This window comes from Streptomyces sp. Inha503, assembly GCF_047215865.1.
GTDB lineage: Bacteria > Actinomycetota > Actinomycetes > Streptomycetales > Streptomycetaceae > Streptomyces > Streptomyces lycopersici.
Window position 1 is genome coordinate 10399712 of the sequence record NZ_CP178360.1, and the last position, 22385, is coordinate 10422096.

Consider the following 22385-nt stretch of genomic DNA (forward strand, 5'->3'; position numbering starts at 1 on the left):
CCACCGCCCCGGCCGCCACCGACGTTCCGGCCCTCTTGAGGAGCTGACGACCATGGACAACGAGAAGAAGCTGCGCGACTACCTCAAGCGGGCCACCGGCCACCTCCGCGCCGCACACCGCCGGATCCAGGAGCTTCAGGCCCCCGAGCCCATCGCCATCGTGGCGATGAACTGCCGCTACGCGGGCGACATCCGCTCCCCCGAAGACCTGTGGCAGGCCGTGGCCGAAGGCCGGGACGGCATGGTCGACTTCCCCGCCGACCGGGGCTGGGACCTGCCGAACCTCTTCGACCCGGACCCCGACCGCGAGGGCCGCACCTACGCCCGCCAGGGCGGATTCCTCCGGGACGCCGACCAGTTCGACCCGGCGTTCTTCGGCATCTCGCCACGCGAGGCCCTCACCATGGACCCGCAGCAGCGACTGCTGCTGGAAGTGGTCTGGGAGACCTTCGAACGGGCCGGAATCGACCCGGGCACCCTGCGCGGCAGCGACACCGGCATCTTCATGGGCGCCACCGACTTCGACTACGCCCGCGATCTGACCGAGCTCCCCGAGGGGCTTGAAGGCCAGATGTCCATGGGCGCCTCGGGCGCCATCCTCTCCGGCCGGGTCGCCTACACCCTGGGCCTGGAGGGACCGGCCGTCACGGTCGACACCATGTGCTCGTCCTCGCTGGTGGCGCTGCACATGGCCTGCCAGGCGCTGCGCCAGGGCGACTGCTCGATGGCGCTCACCGGCGGCACCACCGTGATGTCCACGCCGAGTGGCTTCATCGAGTTCAGCCGCCAGCGGGCGCTGTCCACCTCCTCCCGCTGCCAGGCGTTCTCCTCGACGGCCGACGGCACCGCCTGGGGCGAGGGCGTCGGAGTGCTGCTGCTGGAACGGCTCTCGGACGCCCGCCGCAACGGCCACACCGTGCTCGCGGTCGTACGAGGCTCCGCCATCAACCAGGACGGCGCCAGCAACGGCCTGACCGCGCCCAACGGCCGGGCCCAGCAGCGGGTGATCCGCCAGGCGCTGGCCAACGCCACCCTCTCCGGGACCGATGTGGACGTGGTCGAGGCACACGGCACGGGAACGTCGCTTGGCGACCCCATCGAGGCGAACGCCCTGCTCGCCACGTACGGCAGGAACCGCCCGGCGGACCGGCCGCTGTGGCTGGGCTCGCTGAAGTCCAACATCGGCCACACGGCCGCCGCCGCGGGCGTCGGCGGCGTGATCAAGATGGTGCAGGCGATCCGCCACGGGGTGCTGCCCAGCACCCTGCACATCCAGGAGCCTTCGCCCAACGTGGACTGGTCCTCGGGCGCCGTCGAACTGCTCACCGAAGCCCGGCCGTGGCCGGAGACCGGGCGGGTCCGCCGCGCCGGGGTGTCCGCCTTCGGCGCCAGCGGCACCAACGCCCACGCCATCATCGAGCAGGCCCCCGAGGCCCCCGGGCCCGCGGACACCTCGGCAGAGGGCGTGGCACCCGTGGGCGGCGCGGTGGTGCCGTGGGTGCTGTCGGCCAAGACCGAGTCGGGTCTGCGGGGCCAGGCGGAGCGGCTGCTGGCTCGCCTCGCGGAGGGTCCGGAGCCGTCCCCGGCGGATGTGGGCCTCTCGCTGGCCACCACCCGCGCCCGCTTCGACCACCGAGCGGTGGTGGTCGGTGGCGGCGTCGAGGACTTCCGCGCCGGACTCACGGCGCTCACCCGGGCCGAGCCCGGTGGCCTCGTGGCCCAGGGCGTGGCGGGCCACGCCGGGAAGCCGGTGTTCGTGTTTCCGGGGCAGGGGTCGCAGTGGGTGGGGATGGCGGTGGGGTTGCTGGGTGCTTCGCCGGTGTTCGCGGGTCGGTTGGCGGAGTGTGAGGTGGCGCTGTCGGCGTTCGTCGACTGGTCGTTGACGGATGTGCTGGGGGATGAGGAGGCGTTGGGGCGGGTGGATGTGGTGCAGCCGGCGTTGTGGGCGGTGATGGTGTCGTTGGCGGAGGTGTGGCGGGCGTGTGGGGTGGCTCCGGCCGCTGTGGTGGGGCATTCGCAGGGGGAGATCGCGGCTGCGGTGGTGGCGGGTGGGCTGTCGTTGGAGGACGGGGCGCGGGTCGTTGCGTTGCGCTCGCAGGCCATTGCCCGTGGGCTGGCGGGTCGTGGTGGGATGATGTCGGTTTCGGAGGGCGCCGGTCGGGTGCGGGAGCGGATCACCGCTTGGGGCGGCCGTATATCGGTGGCGGCGGTCAATGGTCCGGGTTCGATCGTGGTGTCCGGTGACCCGGAGGCGCTGTGTGAGCTCCAGGCGGAGTGCGAGGCCGAGGACGTACGGGCGAAGCTGATCCCGGTGGACTACGCGTCCCACTCGGCCCATGTGGAAGCGCTCCACGGGGAACTGCTCGACCTGCTCGCCCCGATCCGCCCGTGCACCTCGGACATCACCTTCCACTCCACCGTCACGGGCACCCCCCTGGACACCGCGGGTCTGGACGCCGGGTATTGGTACACCAATCTGCGGGAGACGGTGGAGCTGGAGTCGGCGGTGCGGGCTCTGTCGGCCGCCGGGTTCGGGACGTTCCTGGAGATGTCTCCGCATCCGGTGCTGACGATGCCGCTCCAGGCGACCGCCGAGGACGCGGTGGTCGTGGGGTCGCTGCGGCGGGACGAGGGTGGTCCGGAGCGGTTCCTGGCCTCGCTGGGCGAGGCGTTCGTCCGGGGCGTGGCCGTCGACTGGGCCGCGGTGTTCGCCGGGCTGGGCGCGTCCGTGGTGGACCTGCCCACGTACGCCTTCCAGCGGCAGCGCTACTGGCTGGAGCGGCCCGCGACGCCGGTGGCCGCCACCGGGGGCGACCCGGTGGACGCCGAGTTCTGGGACGCCGTCGAGCGTGAGGATCTGGCCGCGCTGACCGCCGCGCTGGAGGTGGACGCCGACGAGGAGCGGTCGTCGCTGCGGACCGTGCTCCCGGCGCTGTCCTCCTGGCGACGCGGCCGCCGTGAGCGGTCGGTACTCGACTCCTGGCGCTACCACGTCACCTGGAACCGGGTGCCGGACCCGGCGTCGGCGGCCCTGGCCGGCACCTGGCTGCTCGCGGTCCCGGCCGAAAACCTCGTCGGACACCCCGCCGAGTACCCGGCCGGACACCCCGGCCCCGAGCTCGTCGACGCCGTACGCCGTGGCCTGGAGACCCACGGCGCCACGGTCGTCACCGTCGAGGTGGCCGAGGCCGACCGCGCCGCGGTCGCCGCGCGGCTCGCCGAGGCCACCGCCGGGGCCGCCCCGGCCGGAGTGCTCTCGCTGCTCGGGCTCCCCGACGCACCGCACCCCGCACACACCGGCGTGCCCATGGGACTCGCGCTCACCCTCGCCCTCGTCCAGGCCCTCGGCGACACCGGGCTGGACGCCCCGCTGTGGCTGGCCACCCGTGGCGGCGTGTCCGTCGGCGGCACCGACGCCCTCGACAGCCCCGCCCAGGCGGCCGTATGGGGACTGGGCCGGGTCGCCGCGCTCGAACACCCCCAGCGCTGGGGCGGCATGGTCGACCTGCCGGACACCGTCGACGGCCGGGTGACCACCCGGCTGTGCGGTGTGCTCGCGGGCCGCCTCGACGACGAGGACCAGCTGGCCCTGCGGCCCTCCGGCGTGTTCGTCCGGCGGCTGGTACGGGCCGCGGGGCACCGGCGGAGCGGCCCCGCGTGGACCCCCGGGGGCACCGTGCTGCTCACCGGTGGCACCGGCGGCGTCGGAGCCCAGATCGCCCGCCGGCTGGCCCAGGCCGGTGCCGAACACCTCGTGCTCACCAGCCGACGTGGCCCCGAGGCGCCCGGCGCCGACAAGCTCAAGGCCGAACTGACCGAGCTCGGCGCCAAGGTCACCGTGGCCGCGTGCGATGTGGCCGACCGCGCCGCGCTGGAGGCGCTCATACGGCAGGTGGAGGCCGAGGGCCCGCCCATCCGTTCCGTACTGCACATCGCCGGAGCCGGTGTGCTCGTCCCGCTCGCCGACACCGATCTGGGGGAGTTCGCGGACACGGCGGAGGCCAAGGTCGCGGGCGCCGCGAACCTGGACGCCCTCTTCGACCGGGACACGCTCGACTCCTTCGTGCTCTTCTCCTCCATCTCGGCCGTCTGGGGCAGTGGCGAACACGGCGCGTACGCCGCCGCCAACGCCTACCTCGACGGGCTCGCCGAGCACCGCCGGGCCCGCGGCCTCACCGCCACCTCGGTGGTGTGGGGCATCTGGAGCCCCGAGGAGGGCGGGATGGCGGCCAACCTCGCCGAGGAGCAACTGCGCGGCCGTGGCATCCCGTTCATGTCCCCCCGGCTCGCCATCGACGCGTTCTGGCAGGTGATGGAGCGGGACGAGACCGTGGTCGTGGTCGCCGACGTGGACTGGGAGCGGTTCGTCCCCGTCTTCACCTCGGCCCGGCCCAGCCCGCTCATCGGCCAGGTGCCGGACGTGGCGCGGATCCTCGCAGCCGACGCCGACACCCGGGCGGACGCGACCGGCGAGTCCTCGTCGCTGCGCGACCGGCTGACCGAGTTGACCCCGGCGGACCGGCGGGCGGCCGTGCTGTCGCTGGTGCGCTCGCAGATCGCCACCGTCCTCGGCTACCCCGGCCCCGAGGCCGTCGATGCCACGCGCGCCTTCCGCGAGCTGGGCTTCGACTCCCTGAGCGCCGTCGACCTGCGCAACCGCCTGGGCACCGCCACCGGGCTCCGCTTCCCCGTCACCGTCGTCTTCGACTATCCGAGCGCGGAGGAGCTCGCCGGACACATCGGCGCCGAGCTCTTCCCCGATGACCCCGCCGACACCGCCGCCGCGACCGCCCTCGACCCCGAAGAGGCCGACGTCCGCGCGGCGTTGACCTCCATCCCCCTGCTCCGGCTCCGCGAATCCGGACTGCTGGACGAGCTGCTGCGGCTGGCCGGTTCCGACGACCCCGCCACCGCACCGGCGGACGAGGAGCCCGCCGAGTCCATCGACGACCTGGACGTGGATGACCTCGTGCGCATGGCCTACGACAAGAACGACCTCTGACGAGACTCGACTGCGGAGCTGACAATGGCAAACCCAACCGACAAGATCGTTGGCGCGCTGCGGGAGTCTCTGAAGGAGACCGAACGGCTGCGCCGGGTCAATCAGCAACTCACCGCCGCCTCCCGGGAACCCGTCGCCATCGTGGCGATGAGCTGCCGCTACCCCGGCGATGTGCGCGGTCCCGAGGATCTGTGGGAGCTCGTCACGGGTGGGCGCGACGCCATCTCCGGATTTCCCGGCAACCGCGGCTGGGACCTGGAGAACCTCTACGACCCGGACCCCGACCGGCAGGGCACCGTCTACGCCACCGAGGGCGGATTCCTCCACGACGCCGACCAGTTCGACCCCGCGTTCTTCGGCATCTCGCCCCGCGAGGCCACCGTGATGGACCCGCAGCAGCGGTTGCTGCTGGAGACCTCCTGGGAGGCGTTCGAGCGCGCCGGAATCGATCCGGCGGCGCTGCGCGGCAGCAAGACCGGCGTCTTCGTGGGCGCCGCCTACCAGGGTTACGTCCCCGACTGGCCCCATATGCCGGAGGGTCTTGAGGGCCACCTGGTCACGGGCATCTCCGCGAGCATCATGTCCGGCCGCGTCGCCTACACCCTGGGCCTGGAGGGCCCGGCCGTCACCATCGACACCGCCTGCTCGTCCTCGCTGGTCGCCCTCCACCTGGCCTGCCAGTCGCTGCGCCAGGGCGACTGCTCGCTCGCCCTCGCGGGCGGCGCCGCCGTGATGGGCGCCCCGATGGGGCTCATCGGCTTCGCCCGGCAGCGCGGGCTGGCACAGGACGGCCGCTGCAAGGCGTTCGCCGAGGGGGCCGATGGCATGGGCCTGGGCGAGGGCGTCGGCATGCTGCTGCTGGAACGCCTCTCGGACGCGCGGCGCAACGGCCACAAGGTGCTGGCCGTCGTGCGCGGCTCGGCCGTCAACCAGGACGGCGCCAGCAACGGCCTGACCGCGCCCAACGGCCGGGCCCAGCAGCGGGTGATCCGCCGGGCGCTCGCCAGCGCCGCACTCACGGCGGAGCAGATCGACGCGATCGAGACCCATGGCACCGGCACCCCGCTGGGCGACCCCATCGAGGCCGGCGCGCTGCTCGCCACGTACGGGAAGGACCGCGCGGCGGACCGCCCCGTGCTGATCGGCTCGCTGAAGTCCAACATCGGCCATCCGCAGGCCGCCGGTGGTGTCGGCGGTGTCATCAAGATGGTGCAGGCCATGCGCCACGGCCTGCTGCCCAGGACGCTCCACGCCGAGGAGCGCTCCTCGCGGATCGACTGGTCGGCGGGGGCGGTGGAGCTGCTGACCGAGGCCAGGGAGTGGCCGCGCGGCGAGGAGCCCCGCCGGGCCGCCGTCTCGGCCTTCGGGGCCAGTGGCACCAATGTGCACACCATCCTCGAGGAGGCGCCCGAGGAGGAGCATGCGGAGACCGCGGCCGAGGGGGACGCCCCGGTGGGCCGGGGAGTGGTGCCGTGGGTGCTGTCCGCGAAGAGCGCGGCGGGCCTGCGGGCGCAGGCCGAGCGGCTGCTGACGCATGTGACCGCGCGCCCCGGGCTGTCCCCGGCCGACGTCGGCCACTCGCTCGCCACCACCCGTGGCCGCTTCGACCACCGAGCGCTGGTTCTGGGCGGCGACCGCGACGAGCTGATCGACGCACTGGGCGCGCTGGCGTCGGGCGGCGAGTCCCCGCGTGTGGTGCGCGGCGACGGAGCGACGGCGACCGACACCCGTCCGGTGTTCGTGTTTCCGGGGCAGGGGTCGCAGTGGGTGGGGATGGCGGTGGGGTTGCTGGGTGCTTCGCCGGTGTTCGCGGGTCGGTTGGCGGAGTGTGAGGTGGCGCTGTCGGGGTTTGTGGACTGGTCGTTGACGGATGTGCTGGGGGATGAGGAGGCGTTGGGGCGGGTGGATGTGGTGCAGCCGGCGTTGTGGGCGGTGATGGTGTCGTTGGCGGAGGTGTGGCGGGCGTGTGGGGTGGCTCCGGCCGCTGTGGTGGGGCATTCGCAGGGGGAGATCGCGGCTGCGGTGGTGGCGGGTGGGCTGTCGCTGGAGGACGGGGCGCGGGTCGTTGCGTTGCGCTCGCAGGCCATTGCCCGTGGGCTGGCGGGTCGTGGTGGGATGATGTCGGTTTCGGAGGGCGCCGGTCGGGTGCGGGAGCGGATCACCGCTTGGGGCGGCCGTATATCGGTGGCGGCGGTCAATGGTCCGGGTTCGATCGTGGTGTCCGGTGACCCGGAGGCGCTGTGTGAGCTCCAGGCGGAGTGCGAGGCCGAGGGCGTACGGGCGAAGCCGATCCCGGTGGACTACGCGTCCCACTCGGCCCATGTCGAGGAGTTGCGCGCTGAACTCCTCGACGTCCTGGCCCCGATCGCCCCGCGCCGCGCCGAGGTGCCGTTCTGCTCGACGGTCACCGGCGGCACCATCGACACCACCGGACTCGACGCCGGGTACTGGTACACCAATCTGCGGGAGACGGTGGAGCTGGAGTCGGCGGTGCGGGCTCTGTCGGCCGCCGGGTTCGGGACGTTCCTGGAGATGTCTCCGCATCCGGTGCTGACGATGCCGCTCCAGGCGACCGCCGAGGACGCGGTGGTCGTGGGGTCGCTGCGGCGGGACGAGGGTGGTCCGGAGCGGTTCCTGGCCTCGCTGGGCGAGGCGTTCGTCCGGGGCGTGGCCGTCGACTGGGCCGCGGTGTTCGCCGGGCTGGGCGCGTCCGTGGTGGACCTGCCCACGTACGCCTTCCAGCGGCAGCGCTACTGGCTCGAAGGCTCCTCCGCACCCGCCTCCGCACCCGCCGAAGGCGAGGCGGTGGACACGGACTTCTGGGCCGCCGTGGAGCGCGGGGACCTGGCCGCGCTGGCCGCCGCGCTGGAGGTGGACGCCGAGGAGTCGTCCCTGGCCATGGTGGTTCCGGCGCTGGCCGCGTGGCGCCGGGCGCGCCGCGAGCGGTCCGTGCTCGACTCCTGGCGTTACCACGTCACCTGGAAGCCCCTGGGCGACGCTCTCACCTCCCCCCACGACCGCTCGTCGGCCGGTGCCGGCTGGCTGATCGCCGCGCCCGCCGGAGCGCCGGAGGGCCCGCGCGTCGCGGAGGCGCTACGGGAACGCGGAGCCCAGGTACGGCTGGTGGAGCTGACCGAGACCGACGCCGTACGCGAGGTGCTCGCCCGCGGGCTCGGCGAGGCCACGGCGGATGCGCCACCGACCGCGGTGCTCTCGCTCCTCGCGCTCGTCGAGGACCCGTACCGCGCGGGCACGGCACAGCCGCTCGGCCTGGCCCTCAACCTCGCCCTGCTTCAGGCGCTCGGCGACACAGGCGCCGACGTCCCGGTGTGGTACGCCACGCGCGGCGCGGTGTCCGTGGGCCGCGCGGACGCGCTGGACCACCCGTTGCAGGCGCTCAGCTGGGGCCTGGGCCGGATCGCGGCCGCGGAGTACCCGCGGCGCCGGGGCGGTCTGGTGGATCTGCCCGGCACCCTCGACGACCGCGCCATCGCGCGGCTGTGCGGTGTGCTCGCCGGCCGGCTGACCGATGAGGACCAGGTCGCGGTGCGCGCCTCCGGGGTCCACGGGCGCAGGCTGGTCAGGGCCTCGGCGGCACCGGCCGACGCCACCGCGCCGTGGCGGCCGCGCGGCACCGTGCTGGTGACCGGCGGCACCGGCGGCCTGGGCGCCCATGTGGCGCGCTGGCTGGCCCGCGGCGGCGCCGAACACCTGGTGCTCACCGGCCGCCGGGGCCCCGACACCCCCGGAGCGGCCGAACTCGCGGACGAGATAAGGGAGTCGGGGGTCCGGGTGACCGTGGCCGCGTGCGACGCGGCCGACCGGGACGCGCTGGCCGACCTCCTCGCCACGCTGGACGCGGACGAGGCACCGCTCGACGCGGTCGTCCACACCGCGGGCGTCCTGGACGACGGGGTGCTCGACACCCTCACCCCCGAGCGCGCCGACGGGGTGCTGCGCCCGAAGGTGGACGCGGCACTCCATCTGCATGAGCTCACCCGTGGCCGCGAGCTGTCCGCCTTCGTGCTCTTCTCCTCCTTCGCGGGCACGCTCGGCGGCCCCGGCCAGGGCAGCTACGCGGCCGCCAACGCCTTCCTCGACGCGCTCGCGTACGCCCGCCGCGCCCAGGGACTCCCCGCCACCTCCGTGGCCTGGGGCGCGTGGTCCGGCGGCGGGCTGGTGGACGAGGCCGTCGAGGCGCGGCTGCGCGCCACCGGTATGCCCGCGATGGCGCCCGACCTGGCGATCGCCGCCCTCCAGCGCGCCCTGGACGTGGCCGACACCCATGTGGCCGTGGCCGATGTCGAGTGGGACCGGCTCATCGCCGCCACCCCCTCCCTGGACGGGGCCGCCGTGCTCGGCGAACTCCCCGACGCCCGGCGGGCGGAGGCGGCGGCCGCCACCACGGGCGAGCGGGACACCCCGCTGGCCCAGCGGCTGGCCGGGCTGTCGCCGCAGGAGGCCGAGGACGCGCTGGCCGACCTCGTCAGCACCGAAGTGGCCGCCGCGCTCGGCTACGCCGACACCGCGGCCGTCGAGGCCGGGCGCGCCTTCCGCGAGCTGGGCTTCGACTCGCTGACCGCCGTCGATCTGCGCAACCGGCTGAACGCCGCCACCGGGCTGCGGCTGCCGGTCACCCTCGTCTTCGACTACCCGACCGTCACCGCGCTGGCCCGCTTCCTGCTGACCGAGAGCGGCGCGGGTGAGACCGCGGCCGCCGCCCCGGCGGGCCCGGTGCCCGCCGCCGTCGCGGTGGACGACGACCCGATCGCCATCGTGGCCATGAGCTGCCGCCTCCCCGGCGGGGTGACCACCCCCGAGGAGCTGTGGCGGCTGCTGATGGACGGCCGGGACGCCATCTCGGACTTCCCCACCGACCGCGGCTGGGACATCGAGGGCCACTACGACCCGGACCCCGACAAGCCGGGCACCTTCTACGCCACCGGCGGTGGCTTCCTCCACCAGGCCGACCACTTCGACCCCGAGTTCTTCGGGATCTCACCGCGCGAGGCGCTCGCCATCGACCCGCAGCAGCGGCTGCTGCTGGAGACCAGCTGGGAGGCGTTCGAGCGGGCCGGGATCGACCCGGCCTCGGTGAAGGGCGCCCAGGCCGGAGTCTTCATCGGCGCAAGCTACAACGACTACGGCTCGCGCTTCACCCGCGCGCCCGAGGAGTTCGAGGGCTATCTGGCCACCGGCAGCGCGAGCAGCGTGGCGTCCGGGCGCATCTCGTACACCTTCGGCCTCGAAGGGCCCGCGGTCACCGTGGACACCGCCTGCTCGTCCTCGCTGGTCGCCCTCCACCAGGCGGCCCAGGCGCTGTGCCAGGGGGAGTGCTCGCTGGCGCTCGCGGGCGGTGTCGTGGTGATGTCCACGCTGGACACCTTCATCGAGTTCAGCCGGCAGCGGGCCATGGCCCCCGACGGCCGCTGCAAGGCGTTCTCGGCGGACGCCGACGGCGCCGGGTGGGCCGAGGGCGTCGGCATGCTGCTGCTGGAGCGGCTGTCCGACGCGCGGAGAAACGGCCACGAGGTGCTGGCGCTGGTACGTGGCTCGGCCGTCAACCAGGACGGCGCAAGCAACGGCCTGACCGCCCCCAACGGCCCCTCCCAGCAGCGGGTGATCCGCCAGGCACTGGCCGGTGCGGGCCTGTCGGCCACCGATGTGGACGCGGTCGAGACCCACGGCACCGGCACCCGGCTCGGCGACCCCATCGAGGCGCAGGCCCTGATGGCCACCTACGGCCAGGGGCGGCCTGCCGACCGGCCGCTGTGGCTGGGCGCGCTGAAGTCCAACATCGGCCACACCCAGGCCGCTTCGGGCGTCGCCGGGATCATCAAGACGGTGCTGGCGCTGCGCCACGGCGTGCTGCCCAAAACCCTCCACGCCGATGAGCGCTCGCCCGACGTGGACTGGTCGGCCGGTGCGGTGGAGCTGCTGACCGAGGCCCGGGAGTGGCCCGAGACGGGACGGCCGCGGCGCGCGGGCGTGTCCGCCTTCGGCGTCAGCGGCACGAACGTCCATGTGGTGCTGGAGCAGGGCCCCGAGCACACCGCGCCGGTGGCCGAGCGGACGGTCGGCTCCGACGTGGTGCCGTGGGTGCTCTCCGCGCGCGGCGAGACGGCCCTGCGGGCGCAGGCCGGGCGGCTGCGCGCGCATCTGGAGGAGCGGCCGGAGCTGCGCCCGGTGGATGTCGGCTACGCGCTGGCGACGGGCCGCTCGGCCTTCGGCCATCGCGCCGTGGTCGTCGGCGCCGAGCGGGAGGAACTGCTGCGGGGCCTGGCGGAGCTGGCCTCGGGGGCGGCGCGGGCGACGGTGGCCGACGCCGGGAAGACCGCCTTCCTGTTCACCGGTCAGGGCGCTCAACGACCTGGCATGGGACGGGAGTTGTACGACGCCTTCCCGGTGTTCGCGGCGGCGTTCGACGCGGTGTGCGCGGAGCTGGACCGCCATCTGGACGGTTCGGTGCGTGAGGTGGTCTTCGGCGAGGACGCAGAGCCGCTGAACCGGACCGTGTTCACCCAGACCGCGCTGTTCGCCCTCGAAGTGGCGCTGTTCCGGCTGGTCGAGTCCTGGGGTTTGGCGCCGGACTTCCTGGTCGGCCACTCGGTGGGCGAGCTGGCGGCCGCCCATGCGGCCGGGGTGTTCTCGCTGGCGGACGCCTGTGCGCTGGTGGCGGCCCGGGGCCGGCTGATGCAGGCGCTGCCGGAGGGCGGTGCGATGGTGTCGCTCCAGGCGGCCGAGGCCGAGGTGCTGCCGCATCTCGAAGGCCACGAGGACCGGGTGAGCGTGGCGGCGGTCAACGGGCCGCGGGCGACCGTCATCTCCGGCGACGAGGACACCGTCCTGCGGATCGCGGAAGCGACCGGGGCCAAGAGCAAGCGGCTCACCGTCTCCCACGCCTTCCACTCGCCGCTGATGGACCCCATGCTCGCCGAGTTCGGCACGGTGGCCGCCGGGATCGGCTACTCCGCGCCGCGCATCGCGGTGGTCTCCAACGTCACCGGTGAGGTGGCGGGCGAGGAGCTGTGCTCGCCGGAGTACTGGGTGCGCCACGTCCGCCGGGCGGTGCGGTTCGGGGACGGCATCCGCTTCCTCACCGAGCGGAATGTGACCCGCTTCGTCGAGCTCGGCCCCGCCGGTGTGCTCTCCGCCATGGGCCAGGAGTGCCTGGCCGAGGCCGATACCGAGACCGACGCCGACAACGAGGCCGACACCGAGACCGCGTTCGTCCCGCTGCTGCGCAAGGACCGCGGCGAGGCCGAGTCGCTGCTGGCCGGGGTGGGCCGGGTGCACGCCCACGGTGGCGCGGTGGACTGGGAACAGGTGTTCGCGGGCCGTGGCGCCCACCGGGCGGAGCTGCCCACGTACGCCTTCCAGCGGCAGCGCTACTGGCTGGACGCGCCCGCCACCGTGGGCGACGTGGCCTCGGCCGGTCTCGGCGCCGCCGGGCATCCGCTGCTGGGCGCCGCCGTCGAACTCGCCGACAGCGACGGCCTGGTGCTCACCGGTCGGCTGTCCACGCGCGGCCAGCCCTGGCTGGCCGACCACGCGGTCTCCGGTGTGGTCCTCTTCCCGGGCACCGCGTTCCTGGAGCTCGCGGTCCAGGCCGGGGACCGGGTGGGCTGCGACCGCGTCGACGAGCTGACCCTTCAGTCGCCGCTCGTCCTCCCCGAGCGTGGCGCCGTCACCCTCCAGCTGGTGGTGGACCCGCCCGAGGAGGACGGCCGGCGCGCCCTGAACGTCTACTCCCGCCCCGAGGACACGGACCGTGAGCTGCCCTGGACCCGGCACGCCACGGGGGTGCTGGCGGACGGTGCCGCCGAGGGCTCGTACGACCTGGGCGGGGCGTGGCCGCCGCCGGGCGCCGAGCCGATCGAGGTCGAGGACCTGTACGAGCGGTTCGCCGCGGGCGGCTTCGGCTACGGCCCGGCGTTCCAGGGGCTGCGCGCGGCCTGGCTGCGCGGCGACGAGGTGTTCGCCGAGGTACGGCTGGCGCAGGAGCAGCAGTCCGCCGCCACCGGCTACGGACTGCACCCCGCCCTGCTGGACGCCGCGCTGCACACCATCGCGCTCGGCCCGATGCTCCAGGCGGGCGAGGGCCGGTTGCCGTTCTCCTGGAGCGGGGTGACGCTGCACGCCTCCGGCGCCGGTGAAGTACGGGTGCGGCTCACGCCGAGCGGCACCGACACGGTGGCCCTGACCGTGGCGGACACCATCGGACGGCCGGTGGCCACCGTCGAGTCGCTGGTGCTGCGCAAGCGGCCCGAACGGCTCGGCGACCCCGGCACCGGCGGCGACTCGCTCTACCGGCTGGACTGGGTGGTCGCCGACACCTCCGCGGCCACGCCCGAACCACCCTCCGGGCGCTGGGCACTGCTCGGCGACGACGACTTCAAGCTGGTCGGACTCGACGTGGGCACATACCCGAACCTGGAGGCGCTGCCCGCCGACCCGGCCGCCGTGCCCGCCACCGTACTGGTGCCCTGCGCACCGGAGCCCCAGGGCGTGGCCGACGCCGTACGGGCCGCGACCCACCGGGCGCTGGCGCTGCTCCGGGCCTGGCTGACCGAGGACCGGTTCGCCGACTCCCGCCTGGTGTTCATCACCCGGGGCGCGGTGGCCGCCACGCCCGGCGCGGACGTGCCCGATCTGGCGCACGCCGCCGTCTGGGGCCTGGTGCGCTCCGCGCAGTCGGAGAACCCCGACCGGTTCGTCCTCGTCGACCTCGACGAGCACGAGGAGTCGGCGCTCGCCCTGCCGACCGCGCTCGCCCTGGACGAGCCACAACTCGCCGTGCGCCAGGGCGACATCGCGGTGGCCAGGCTCGCCACCACCCCCGTCCCCGACACCGCCCCGCCCGCCTGGGACCCCGAGGGCACGGTGCTGGTCACCGGGGCCACCGGCACCATCGGCGGGGTCATCGCCCGCCATCTGGTGAACGAGGGCGGAGTGCGGCATCTGCTGCTCACCAGCCGCCGTGGCCCGGACGCGGAGGGCGCGGCCGAACTCCGCACGGAACTTGAGGAATCGGGCGCCCATGTCACCCTCGCCGCCTGCGATATGGCCGACCGGGAGGCGCTGGCCGCGCTGCTGGCCACCGTCCCCGCCGCACATCCGCTGACGGCCGTCGTGCACACGGCGGGAGTCCTGGACGACGGTGTGGTCTCCTCGCTCACCCCCGAGCGGCTGGACACGGTGCTGCGGCCCAAGGTCGACGCCGCGCTCACCCTGCACGAGCTGACCCGCGACCTGGACCTGTCCGCGCTCGTCCTGTTCTCCTCCATCGCCGGCACCTTCGGCGGAATGGGCCAGGGCAACTACGCGGCGGCCAACGCCTTCCTCGACGCCTTCGCCCAGCACTGCCGCGCCCAGGGCCGGCCCGTCCAGTCACACGCGTGGGGGCTGTGGGCCCAGCGCAGCGAGATGACCGGCAAGCTGGCGGGCGCCGATCTGAACCGGCTGGCGCGCGGTGGCATCGTCCCGTTCTCCTCGGAGGACGGCGCCGGGCTCTTCGACGCCGCACGCGCCGTGGACACCGCCGTCGTGCTGCCGATGCGGCTCGACACCGCGGGGCTCGGGGCGCGGCCCGGTGGCGTACCGGCGCTGCTGCGCGGGCTGGTGCGGGCCGCGCCCGCCACCAGGCCCGCCCGGCGGACGGCCGCCGCAGCCGGGGCCGCGCCCGTGCGGCCCGACGGGCTCAAGCGGCATCTGACGAGCCTGCCGGAGGACGAGCGCGGCCGGTTCCTGCTGGACCTGGTCCGCACCACCGTGGCCGGGGTGCTGGGCTTCGAGTCGGTGGCGGCCGTCGACGCGGAGCGCGGACTGCTGGACCTCGGCTTCGACTCGCTCACCGCGGTCGAACTCCGCAACCAGCTGGGCAAGGCCACCGGCCGGCGCCTGCCGGTGACCCTGCTCTTCGACTACCCCACCTCCACGGCGATCGCCGCGTACCTGGAAGCGGAAATCGCCCCGGAGGCATTCACCGCCGCGTCGATGACCTTCCCGGAACTCGACGCCCTGGAAGGCAACCTGGCGAAGGTCGCCGCCGACGACGAGGCCCGCACCGCGCTCGCCTCGCGCCTTCAGGACCTGCTGGTACGGCTCGGCCAGGGCCCGGAGGACGCGGAGGACGCGGTCGCCGGCCGCATCGACGCCGCCTCGGACGACGAGATCTTCGACTTCATCGAGAACGAACTCGGCCTGTAGCGCACGGAGTTGGAATTCACAGAGATGGGCGGTAAACGGTGAGCGAGGCAAAGCTCCGCGACTACCTCAAGCGAGTGACCACGGATCTGCACCGCACTCGCCAGCGCCTCCAGGAGGCCGAGACAAAGGACCACGAGCCCATCGCCATCGTCGGGATGGCCTGCCGCTACCCCGGTGGCGTGGCCTCGCCGGAGGACCTGTGGGAGCTGGTGGCGAACGGCCGTGACGCGGTCACCGGGTTCCCCACCGACCGGGGCTGGGACCTGGAGGCCCTGTACGACCCGGACCCGGACAAGCCGGGGACGAGCTACGCGCGCGAAGGCGGCTTCGTCACCGACGCCGACCACTTCGACCCCGCCTTCTTCGGCATCTCCCCGCGCGAGGCGCTGGCCATGGACCCGCAGCAGCGGCTGCTGCTGGAGACCGCGTGGGAGGCCATGGAGCGCGCCGGGGTCGACCCGGCCACGCTGCGCGGCAGCCGCACCGGGGTCTTCGCGGGCGTGATGTACCAGGACTACGCGACCCGGCTGCGCCAGGTGCCCGACGATGTCGAGGGGTACGTGGGCAGCGGTGGCTCCGGCAGCATCGCCTCCGGCCGTATCGCCTACACCTTCGGTCTCGAAGGGTCCGCGGTCACCGTGGACACCGCCTGCTCGTCCTCGCTGGTGGCCCTGCACCTCGCCGCGCAGGCGCTGCGCCGCCGGGAGTGCTCCCTGGCCCTGGTCGGCGGGTCGATGGTGATGTCCACACCGGTGGCCTTCGTGGACTTCAGCCGTCAGCGCGGGCTCGCCTCCGACGGCCGCTGCAAGGCGTTCGCCGCGTCCGCCGACGGCACCGGCTGGGGCGAGGGCGTGGGCATGCTGCTCGTGGAGCGGCTGTCGGACGCGCGGCGCGCCGGACACCAGGTGCTCGCGGTCGTCACGGGCTCCGCCACCAACCAGGACGGCGCCAGCAGCGGGCTCACCGCCCCCAACGGCCCCTCCCAGCAGCGGGTCATCCGGCAGGCGCTGGCCGACGCGGGGCTGACGACGGCCGATGTGGACGCGGTCGAGGCACACGGCACCGGCACCCCGCTCGGCGACCCCATCGAGGCGGGCGCGCTGCTCGCCACCTACGGCCAGGACCGCCCCGAGGACCGGCCGCTGTGGCTCGGCTCGCTGAAGTCCAACATCGGTCACACCCAGGCCGCCGCGGGTGTCGGCGGGGTCATCAAGACGGTGCTGGCGCTGCGCCACGGCGTACTGCCCAAGACCCTGCACGCCGAGGAGCCGACGCCCAACGTGGACTGGGAGTCGGGCGCGGTACGGCTGCTGGCCGAGGCCCGGCCGTGGCCCGAGCCGGAGGACGGACGGCCGCGCCGCGCCGCCGTGTCCGCCTTCGGCTTCAGCGGCACCAACGCCCATGTGATCCTGGAGCAGGCCCCCGCCGAGGACACCGCGGACGAAGCGCCCGCTGACGAAACACCCGCGGACACCGCGCCCGCCGCCGTGTCGTCCGACCTGGTGCCGTGGCCGCTGTCGGGGCGTACCGAGGAAGCGCTGCGCGCCCAGGCAGCGCGGCTGCGCTCCTACGTGGCGGGCGCGTCCGGGCCGTCCCCCGTGGACATCGGCTACTCGCTGGCGCTCACCCGCTCCGCCTTCGCCCACCGCGCGGTGGCCGTTGGAGCGAGCCGTGCCGAACTGCTCGGGGAACTCGACCAGTTGGTCTCCGGCGCCACCCCCGGCGCGGTGGCCGGTGCGGGCAGGACGGCGTTCCTGTTCACCGGGCAGGGCGCACAGCGGCTCGGCATGGGACGCGTCCTGCACACCGCCTTCCCGGTCTTCGCCGCCGCGTTCGACACCGTCTGCGCCGAGCTCGACCGCCACCTGGACGGCCATGTCGGGCACGCGGTGCGGGACGTGGTCTTCGGCGACGACGCCGAACTGCTCGACCGGACCCTCTACACCCAGACCGGTCTCTTCGCCGTCGAGGTGGCGCTGTACCGGCTGCTGGAGTCCTGGGGCGTGACCGCGGACTTCCTGGTCGGCCACTCGGTGGGCGAACTGGCGGCCGCCCATGTGGCGGGCGTGTTCTCGCTGGAGGACGCGTGTGCGCTGGTCGCGGCCCGGGGCCGGCTGATGGACGCGCTGCCCGCCGGAGGCGCGATGGTCTCGCTCCAGGCGGCCGAGGCCGAGGTGCTGCCCCATCTGGCGGGCGAGGAGGACCAGGTGTCCCTGGGCGCGGTCAACGGCCCGGCCGCCACGGTGATCTCCGGCGAGGAGAAGGCCGTACTCCGGATCGCGGACGCGGTCGGCGTCAGGAGCAAGCGGCTGCGGATCGGCATCGCCGCCCACTCGCCGCTGACGGAGCCCATGCTGGAGGAGTTCGCCAAGGTCGCCGGCGAGCTGACCTACGCCACTCCCCGGATCGCGGTGGTGTCGAATGTGACCGGCGAGGCGGCGGCCGAGGAGCTGTGCACGCCCGAGTACTGGGTGCGCCATGTGCGGCAGCCGGTGCGGTTCCGGGACGGGGTGCGGTTCCTCGAGGACCAGGGCGTGACCCGCTATGTGGAGGTGGGCCCGTCCGGTGTGCTGTCCGCGATGGGGCAGGAGTGCGTCGCCGACCCCGACGCCGCCGCGTTCGTCCCGCTGCTGCGCAGGGACCGCGACGAGGCCGAGTCGCTGCTGGCCGGGGTGGGCGGGGTGCACGCCCACGGCGGGGCGGTGGACTGGGAGAAGGTGTTCGCGGGCCGTGGCGCCCGCCGGGTCGAGCTGCCCACGTACGCCTTCCAGCGGCAGCGCTACTGGCTCGACGGCTCGGACCGGGCGGGCGATGTGACCTCGGCGGGTCTTGGCCCGGCCGGGCATCCGCTGCTGGGCGCCACCGTCGAACTCGCCGACACCGACGGCCTGGTGCTCACCGGTCGGCTGTCCCTGGCCGCCCAGCCCTGGCTGGCCGACCACGCCGTCTCCGGCACGGTCCTCTTCCCCGGCACCGCGTTCCTCGAGCTCGCCATCCAGGCCGGTGACCAGGTCGGCTGCGACCAGGTCGAGGAGCTGACCCTCCAGGCGCCACTGATCCTCCCCGCGCGCGGCGCGCTCGCCCTCCGGGTGACGGTCGGCGAATCCGACGAGAGCGGACGGCGCCCGCTGAACGTCCACTCCCGCCCCGAGGGCGCCGGATTCGGCGAGCCGTGGACCCCGCACGCCACCGGCACGCTGGCCACCGCCACGCCGGGTGCCCCCGCCGAACTGACCGCGTGGCCCCCGGCGGACGCCACCGAACTCGACGTCAGCGACATGTACGAGCGGTACGCGGCGGGCGGCTTCGGCTACGGCCCGGCCTTCCGGGGCCTGCGCGCCGCCTGGCTGCGCGGCGACGAGGTGTTCGCCGAGGTGCGGCTGGCCCAGGAGCAGCGGCCGGCCGCCGCCGGGTACGGGATCCACCCGGCCCTGCTCGACGCCTCCCTGCACGGCATCGCGCTCGGCACCCTCTTCGCCGGGGAGGACCCCGAGACGGCGCAGGGGCGGCTGCCGTTCTCCTGGACCGGGGTGTCGCTGCACGCCGCCGGGGCCGACGAGGTGCGGGTGCGGATCTCCCCGGCCGGGGAGGACACCGTGGCGCTCGCGGTGGCCGACCCCACCGGCCGCCCGGTGGCCACCGTCGAGGGCCTGCTGCTGCGGAAGATGACCGGCGATCAGCTCAGTGGCGCCCGCGCCGCGAGCAGCGAGTCGCTGTTCCAGCTCGACTGGCCCGCGCTCGCGGACTCCGATCGGCCCGTCCCGCTGACCCGGGCCGCGCTGGTCGGCGACGACGGTCTTGAGGTGACCGAGAGCCTGTTCGCGGCCGGGGCCCACCTGGAGTCGTATGTGGACCTGGAGTCGCTGGGCGCGGCCGTCGACGCCGGTACGGCCGCCCCCGCGGCGGTCCTGGTGTCCTGCGCCGCCGGGCCCGGCGCACCGGCCGACGCGGTGCGGGACTCCCTGCGCACCGCCCTGGAGCTGGCCCGGAACTGGTCGGCCGACGAGCGGTTCGCCGACTCCCGGCTGGTGTTCGTCACCCGTGGCGCGGTGGCCACCGCACCCGGCGCGGAGGTCACCGATCTGCCGGGCGCCGCCGTCTGGGGCCTGGTGCGCTCGGCGCAGTCGGAGAACCCGGACCGGTTCACCCTCGTCGACCTCGACGAGCACGAGGAGTCCGTACGGGCCCTCCCGGCGGTGCTCGCCTCCGGGGAGCCGCAGTTGGCGCTGCGCGCCGGACAGGCGCACACCCCACGGCTCGCCCGCGCCCAGGGCGCGGCCGGCGCGGCCGGCGCCACCCGTGCGCTGGACCCCGACGGCACCGTACTGATCACCGGTGCCACCGGTACGCTCGGCGGGCTGCTCGCCCGCCACTTGGTGACCCACCACGGCGTCCGCCATCTGCTGCTGACCAGCCGCCGGGGACCGGCCGCCGAGGGGGCCGGGCGGCTGCGCGAGGAGCTGACCGCGCTCGGCGCGACCGTGGCCGTGGCGGCATGCGACACCGCCGACCGGGACGCGGTGGCCGCCCTGGTCGCCCAGGTGTCCGCAGACCATCCGCTCACCGGGGTGTTCCACACCGCCGGGGTGCTGGACGACGGGGTGATCTCCTCGCTCACCCCCGAGCGGCTGGACACGGTGCTGCGGCCCAAGGTCGACGCCGCGCTCCATCTCCACGAGGCCACCCGGGAGCTGGACCTGGCCGCGTTCGTGCTCTTCTCCTCGGCGGCCGGTGTGCTCGGCGGCGCGGGCCAGGGCAACTACGCGGCCGCCAACGGCTTCCTCGACGCCTTCGCCCAGGCCCGCCGGGCCCAGGGGCTGCCCGCCCACTCCCTCGCCTGGGGGCTGTGGGCGCCTGCCGGCACGATGACCGGGACGGCGGACACGGCCGGGGCCGCCCGCTCGGGCGTGGCCGCGCTCTCCTCCGAACAGGGCATGGAACTGCTCGACACCGCCCTCGCCCTGGACACCCCGCTGCTGATCCCGATGCGGATCGACCTGGCGGCGCTGCGCGCGGGCGCCGGTTCCGGCTCGGTGCCGCTGCTGCTGCGCGGACTGGTGCGGACACCGGCGCGCCGGGCGGGCGCGACCACACGCGGTGGCTCGCCGGGCGGCGGCTCCGCGCTGCGGGAACGGCTCGCCGCGCTGCCCGAGGCCGAACAGGACGCCATGCTGGTGGAGTTGGTGTGTACGCAGGTGGCCACCGTGCTCGGCCACCCGGACCCGTCCGCCATCGGCCCGGCCCATGAGTTCGTGGACTCCGGCTTCGACTCGCTCACCGCGGTCGAGCTGCGCAACCGGCTGAACGCGGCCACCGGGCTGAGGCTGCCCGCCACGCTCGTCTTCGACCACGAGACGCCCACCGACCTGGCCGCCCGGCTCCGTACCGAACTGGCCGCGGCCCGGCAGCCGGGCCCGTCCGAGCAGGCGCCCGCGGACGCGGCGCCCGCCGTGGCGGGGGAGTCCACCACGCTGAGCACGCTGTACACCGAGGCGTTCGAGACCGGGAAATGGAAGGAGATCTTCGACCTGCTGCACGCCACGGCGGCGCTGCGGCCCCGGTTCAGCGGCCCCTCCGAGCTGGAGAGGCTGCCGATGCCGGTCCGGCTCAGCAAGGGCCCGGCCGAGCAGCACCTGTTCTGCTTCTCCTCGTGCCTGGCGGTCGCGGGCATCCACCAGTACGCGCGGTTCGCGGCCTCGCTGCGGGGCCGGCGCGATGTGTCGGCGCTCGCGCTGCCCGGCTTCGGCCGCGGTGAGCCCCTTCCGGAGACGGCGGACGCGGTGGTGGCCGCGCAGGCCGAGGCGGTGGCGAAGGCCGCCGACGGGCAGCCCATCGTGCTGCTGGGCTCCTCGGCGGGCGGCTGGTTCGCCCATGCGGCGGCGGGACATCTGGAGCGGATGGGCATCCGGCCGACCGCGGTGGTCCTGGTGGACACCTACGTGCCCAAGAGCAGCATCCTCAACCAGTTCGGGCTCTCGCTCATGGACGGGATGACCGAGCGCGAGGGCGTGTTCGTCACCATGGACGACGCCCGGCTGTCGGCCATGGGCTGGTACCTCAACCTCTTCGGCGCTTGGGACCCCGAGCCGATCGAGACCCCCACCCTCCTGGTGCGCGCGCTGGAGCCGCTGTCCACCGGATCGCTGAAGCTGGAGGAGCTGCCCGACTGGCGGTCCTTCTGGGAGCTGCCGCACGACATCGTCGATGTGCGCGGCAACCACTTCACCATGATGGAGGACCACTCCCTCCCCACCGCCCAGGCCATCGAGGACTGGCTGGAGCGACTGGAGCGCGACGCCGCCTGACCCCATCCGGACACCCCGCCCCAGGCGCCCTCCCCGCACCGCGAAAGGAATGACCATGGCGTTGCCCGTCACCGATGAGAGCCTGTGGTTCCGCAGGTTCCATCCGCGCCCGGAGGCCGAGGTCAGCCTGGTCTGCCTGCCGCACGCGGGGGGAGCCGCCAGCTTCTACTTCCCGATCTCGGAGCTGCTGCCGCCGACCGTGGAGGCGCTGGCCGTCCAGTACCCGGGGCGGCAGGACCGCCGCCATGACGCGCCCATCGAGGACATCCACGAGCTGGCGCGCGAGATCTACCAGGCGCTGAGGCCGCTCACGGCACACCGGCCGATCGCGCTGTTCGGGCACAGCATGGGCGCGAGCGTCGGATTCGAGCTGGCCAGACTGCTCGAAGGGGAGCTGGGGACCGTGCCCGTGGCGCTCTTCGCCTCGGGCCGGCCCGCGCCCTCCCACCACCGCAGCCTCGGCATCCACCGGCGCGACGACGCCGGGCTCATCGCCGAGCTCCAGCTGGTCAGCGGGACCGACTCCCGGATCCTCGGCGACACCGAACTGCTGCGGCTGGCCCTGCCCGCCATCCGCAGCGACTACAAGGCGGCCGAGACCTACGCATACCGGCCCGGCGCCCGGCTGGCCTGCGACATCGTGGGGCTCACCGGTGACAGCGACATCCGCGTCACCGCCCCGGAAGTGGCGGGGTGGCGGGAGCACACCTCGGGCTCCTTCCGGCTGGAGGTCTTCTCCGGCGGCCACTTCTACCTGGGTGAGCAGAAGGCAGCGGTGGCCGGAGTCATCACGGACACCCTGCGGGCGGCCACCGCCCGCCCCCGACGACCCATCGACTGAGAGAGAAACCGACGATGCGTATCCTTTT

Annotated in this window: 3 protein-coding genes and 1 pseudogene; all 4 read left to right on the top strand. The window is 74.4% G+C overall.

Annotation, left to right across the window (positions count from 1 at the left end; genetic code table 11):
* Positions 1–52: 52 nt before the first annotated feature.
* Positions 53–5002, top strand: a pseudogene (locus ACJX2R_RS43650) (type I polyketide synthase); the annotation flags it as partial.
* 24 nt (positions 5003–5026) lie between these two features.
* Positions 5027–15211, top strand: a complete 10185-nt coding sequence (locus tag ACJX2R_RS43655) for a type I polyketide synthase (protein WP_413104590.1) — start codon at positions 5027–5029, stop codon at positions 15209–15211.
* A 38-nt stretch (positions 15212–15249) separates the two neighbouring features.
* Entirely contained in the window at positions 15250–21516 is a 6267-nt protein-coding gene (locus tag ACJX2R_RS43660; RefSeq protein WP_413104591.1) for a type I polyketide synthase, read from the top strand.
* A gap of 55 nt (positions 21517–21571) precedes the next feature.
* Positions 21572–22357 carry a thioesterase II family protein gene (locus ACJX2R_RS43665; RefSeq protein ID WP_262702426.1) on the top strand — a complete coding sequence of 262 codons (786 nt, stop codon included), beginning with the start codon at positions 21572–21574 and terminating at the stop codon, positions 22355–22357.
* The last annotated feature ends 28 nt before the right edge of the window (positions 22358–22385 follow it).

Excerpts from the sequence above, each read along its gene's own strand:
- ACJX2R_RS43655 (WP_413104590.1), top strand. The coding sequence starts at position 5,027 with ATGGCAAACCCAACCGACAAGATCGTTGGCGCGCTGCGGGAGTCTCTG.
- ACJX2R_RS43665 (WP_262702426.1), top strand. The coding sequence starts at position 21,572 with ATGGCGTTGCCCGTCACCGATGAGAGCCTGTGGTTCCGCAGGTTCCAT.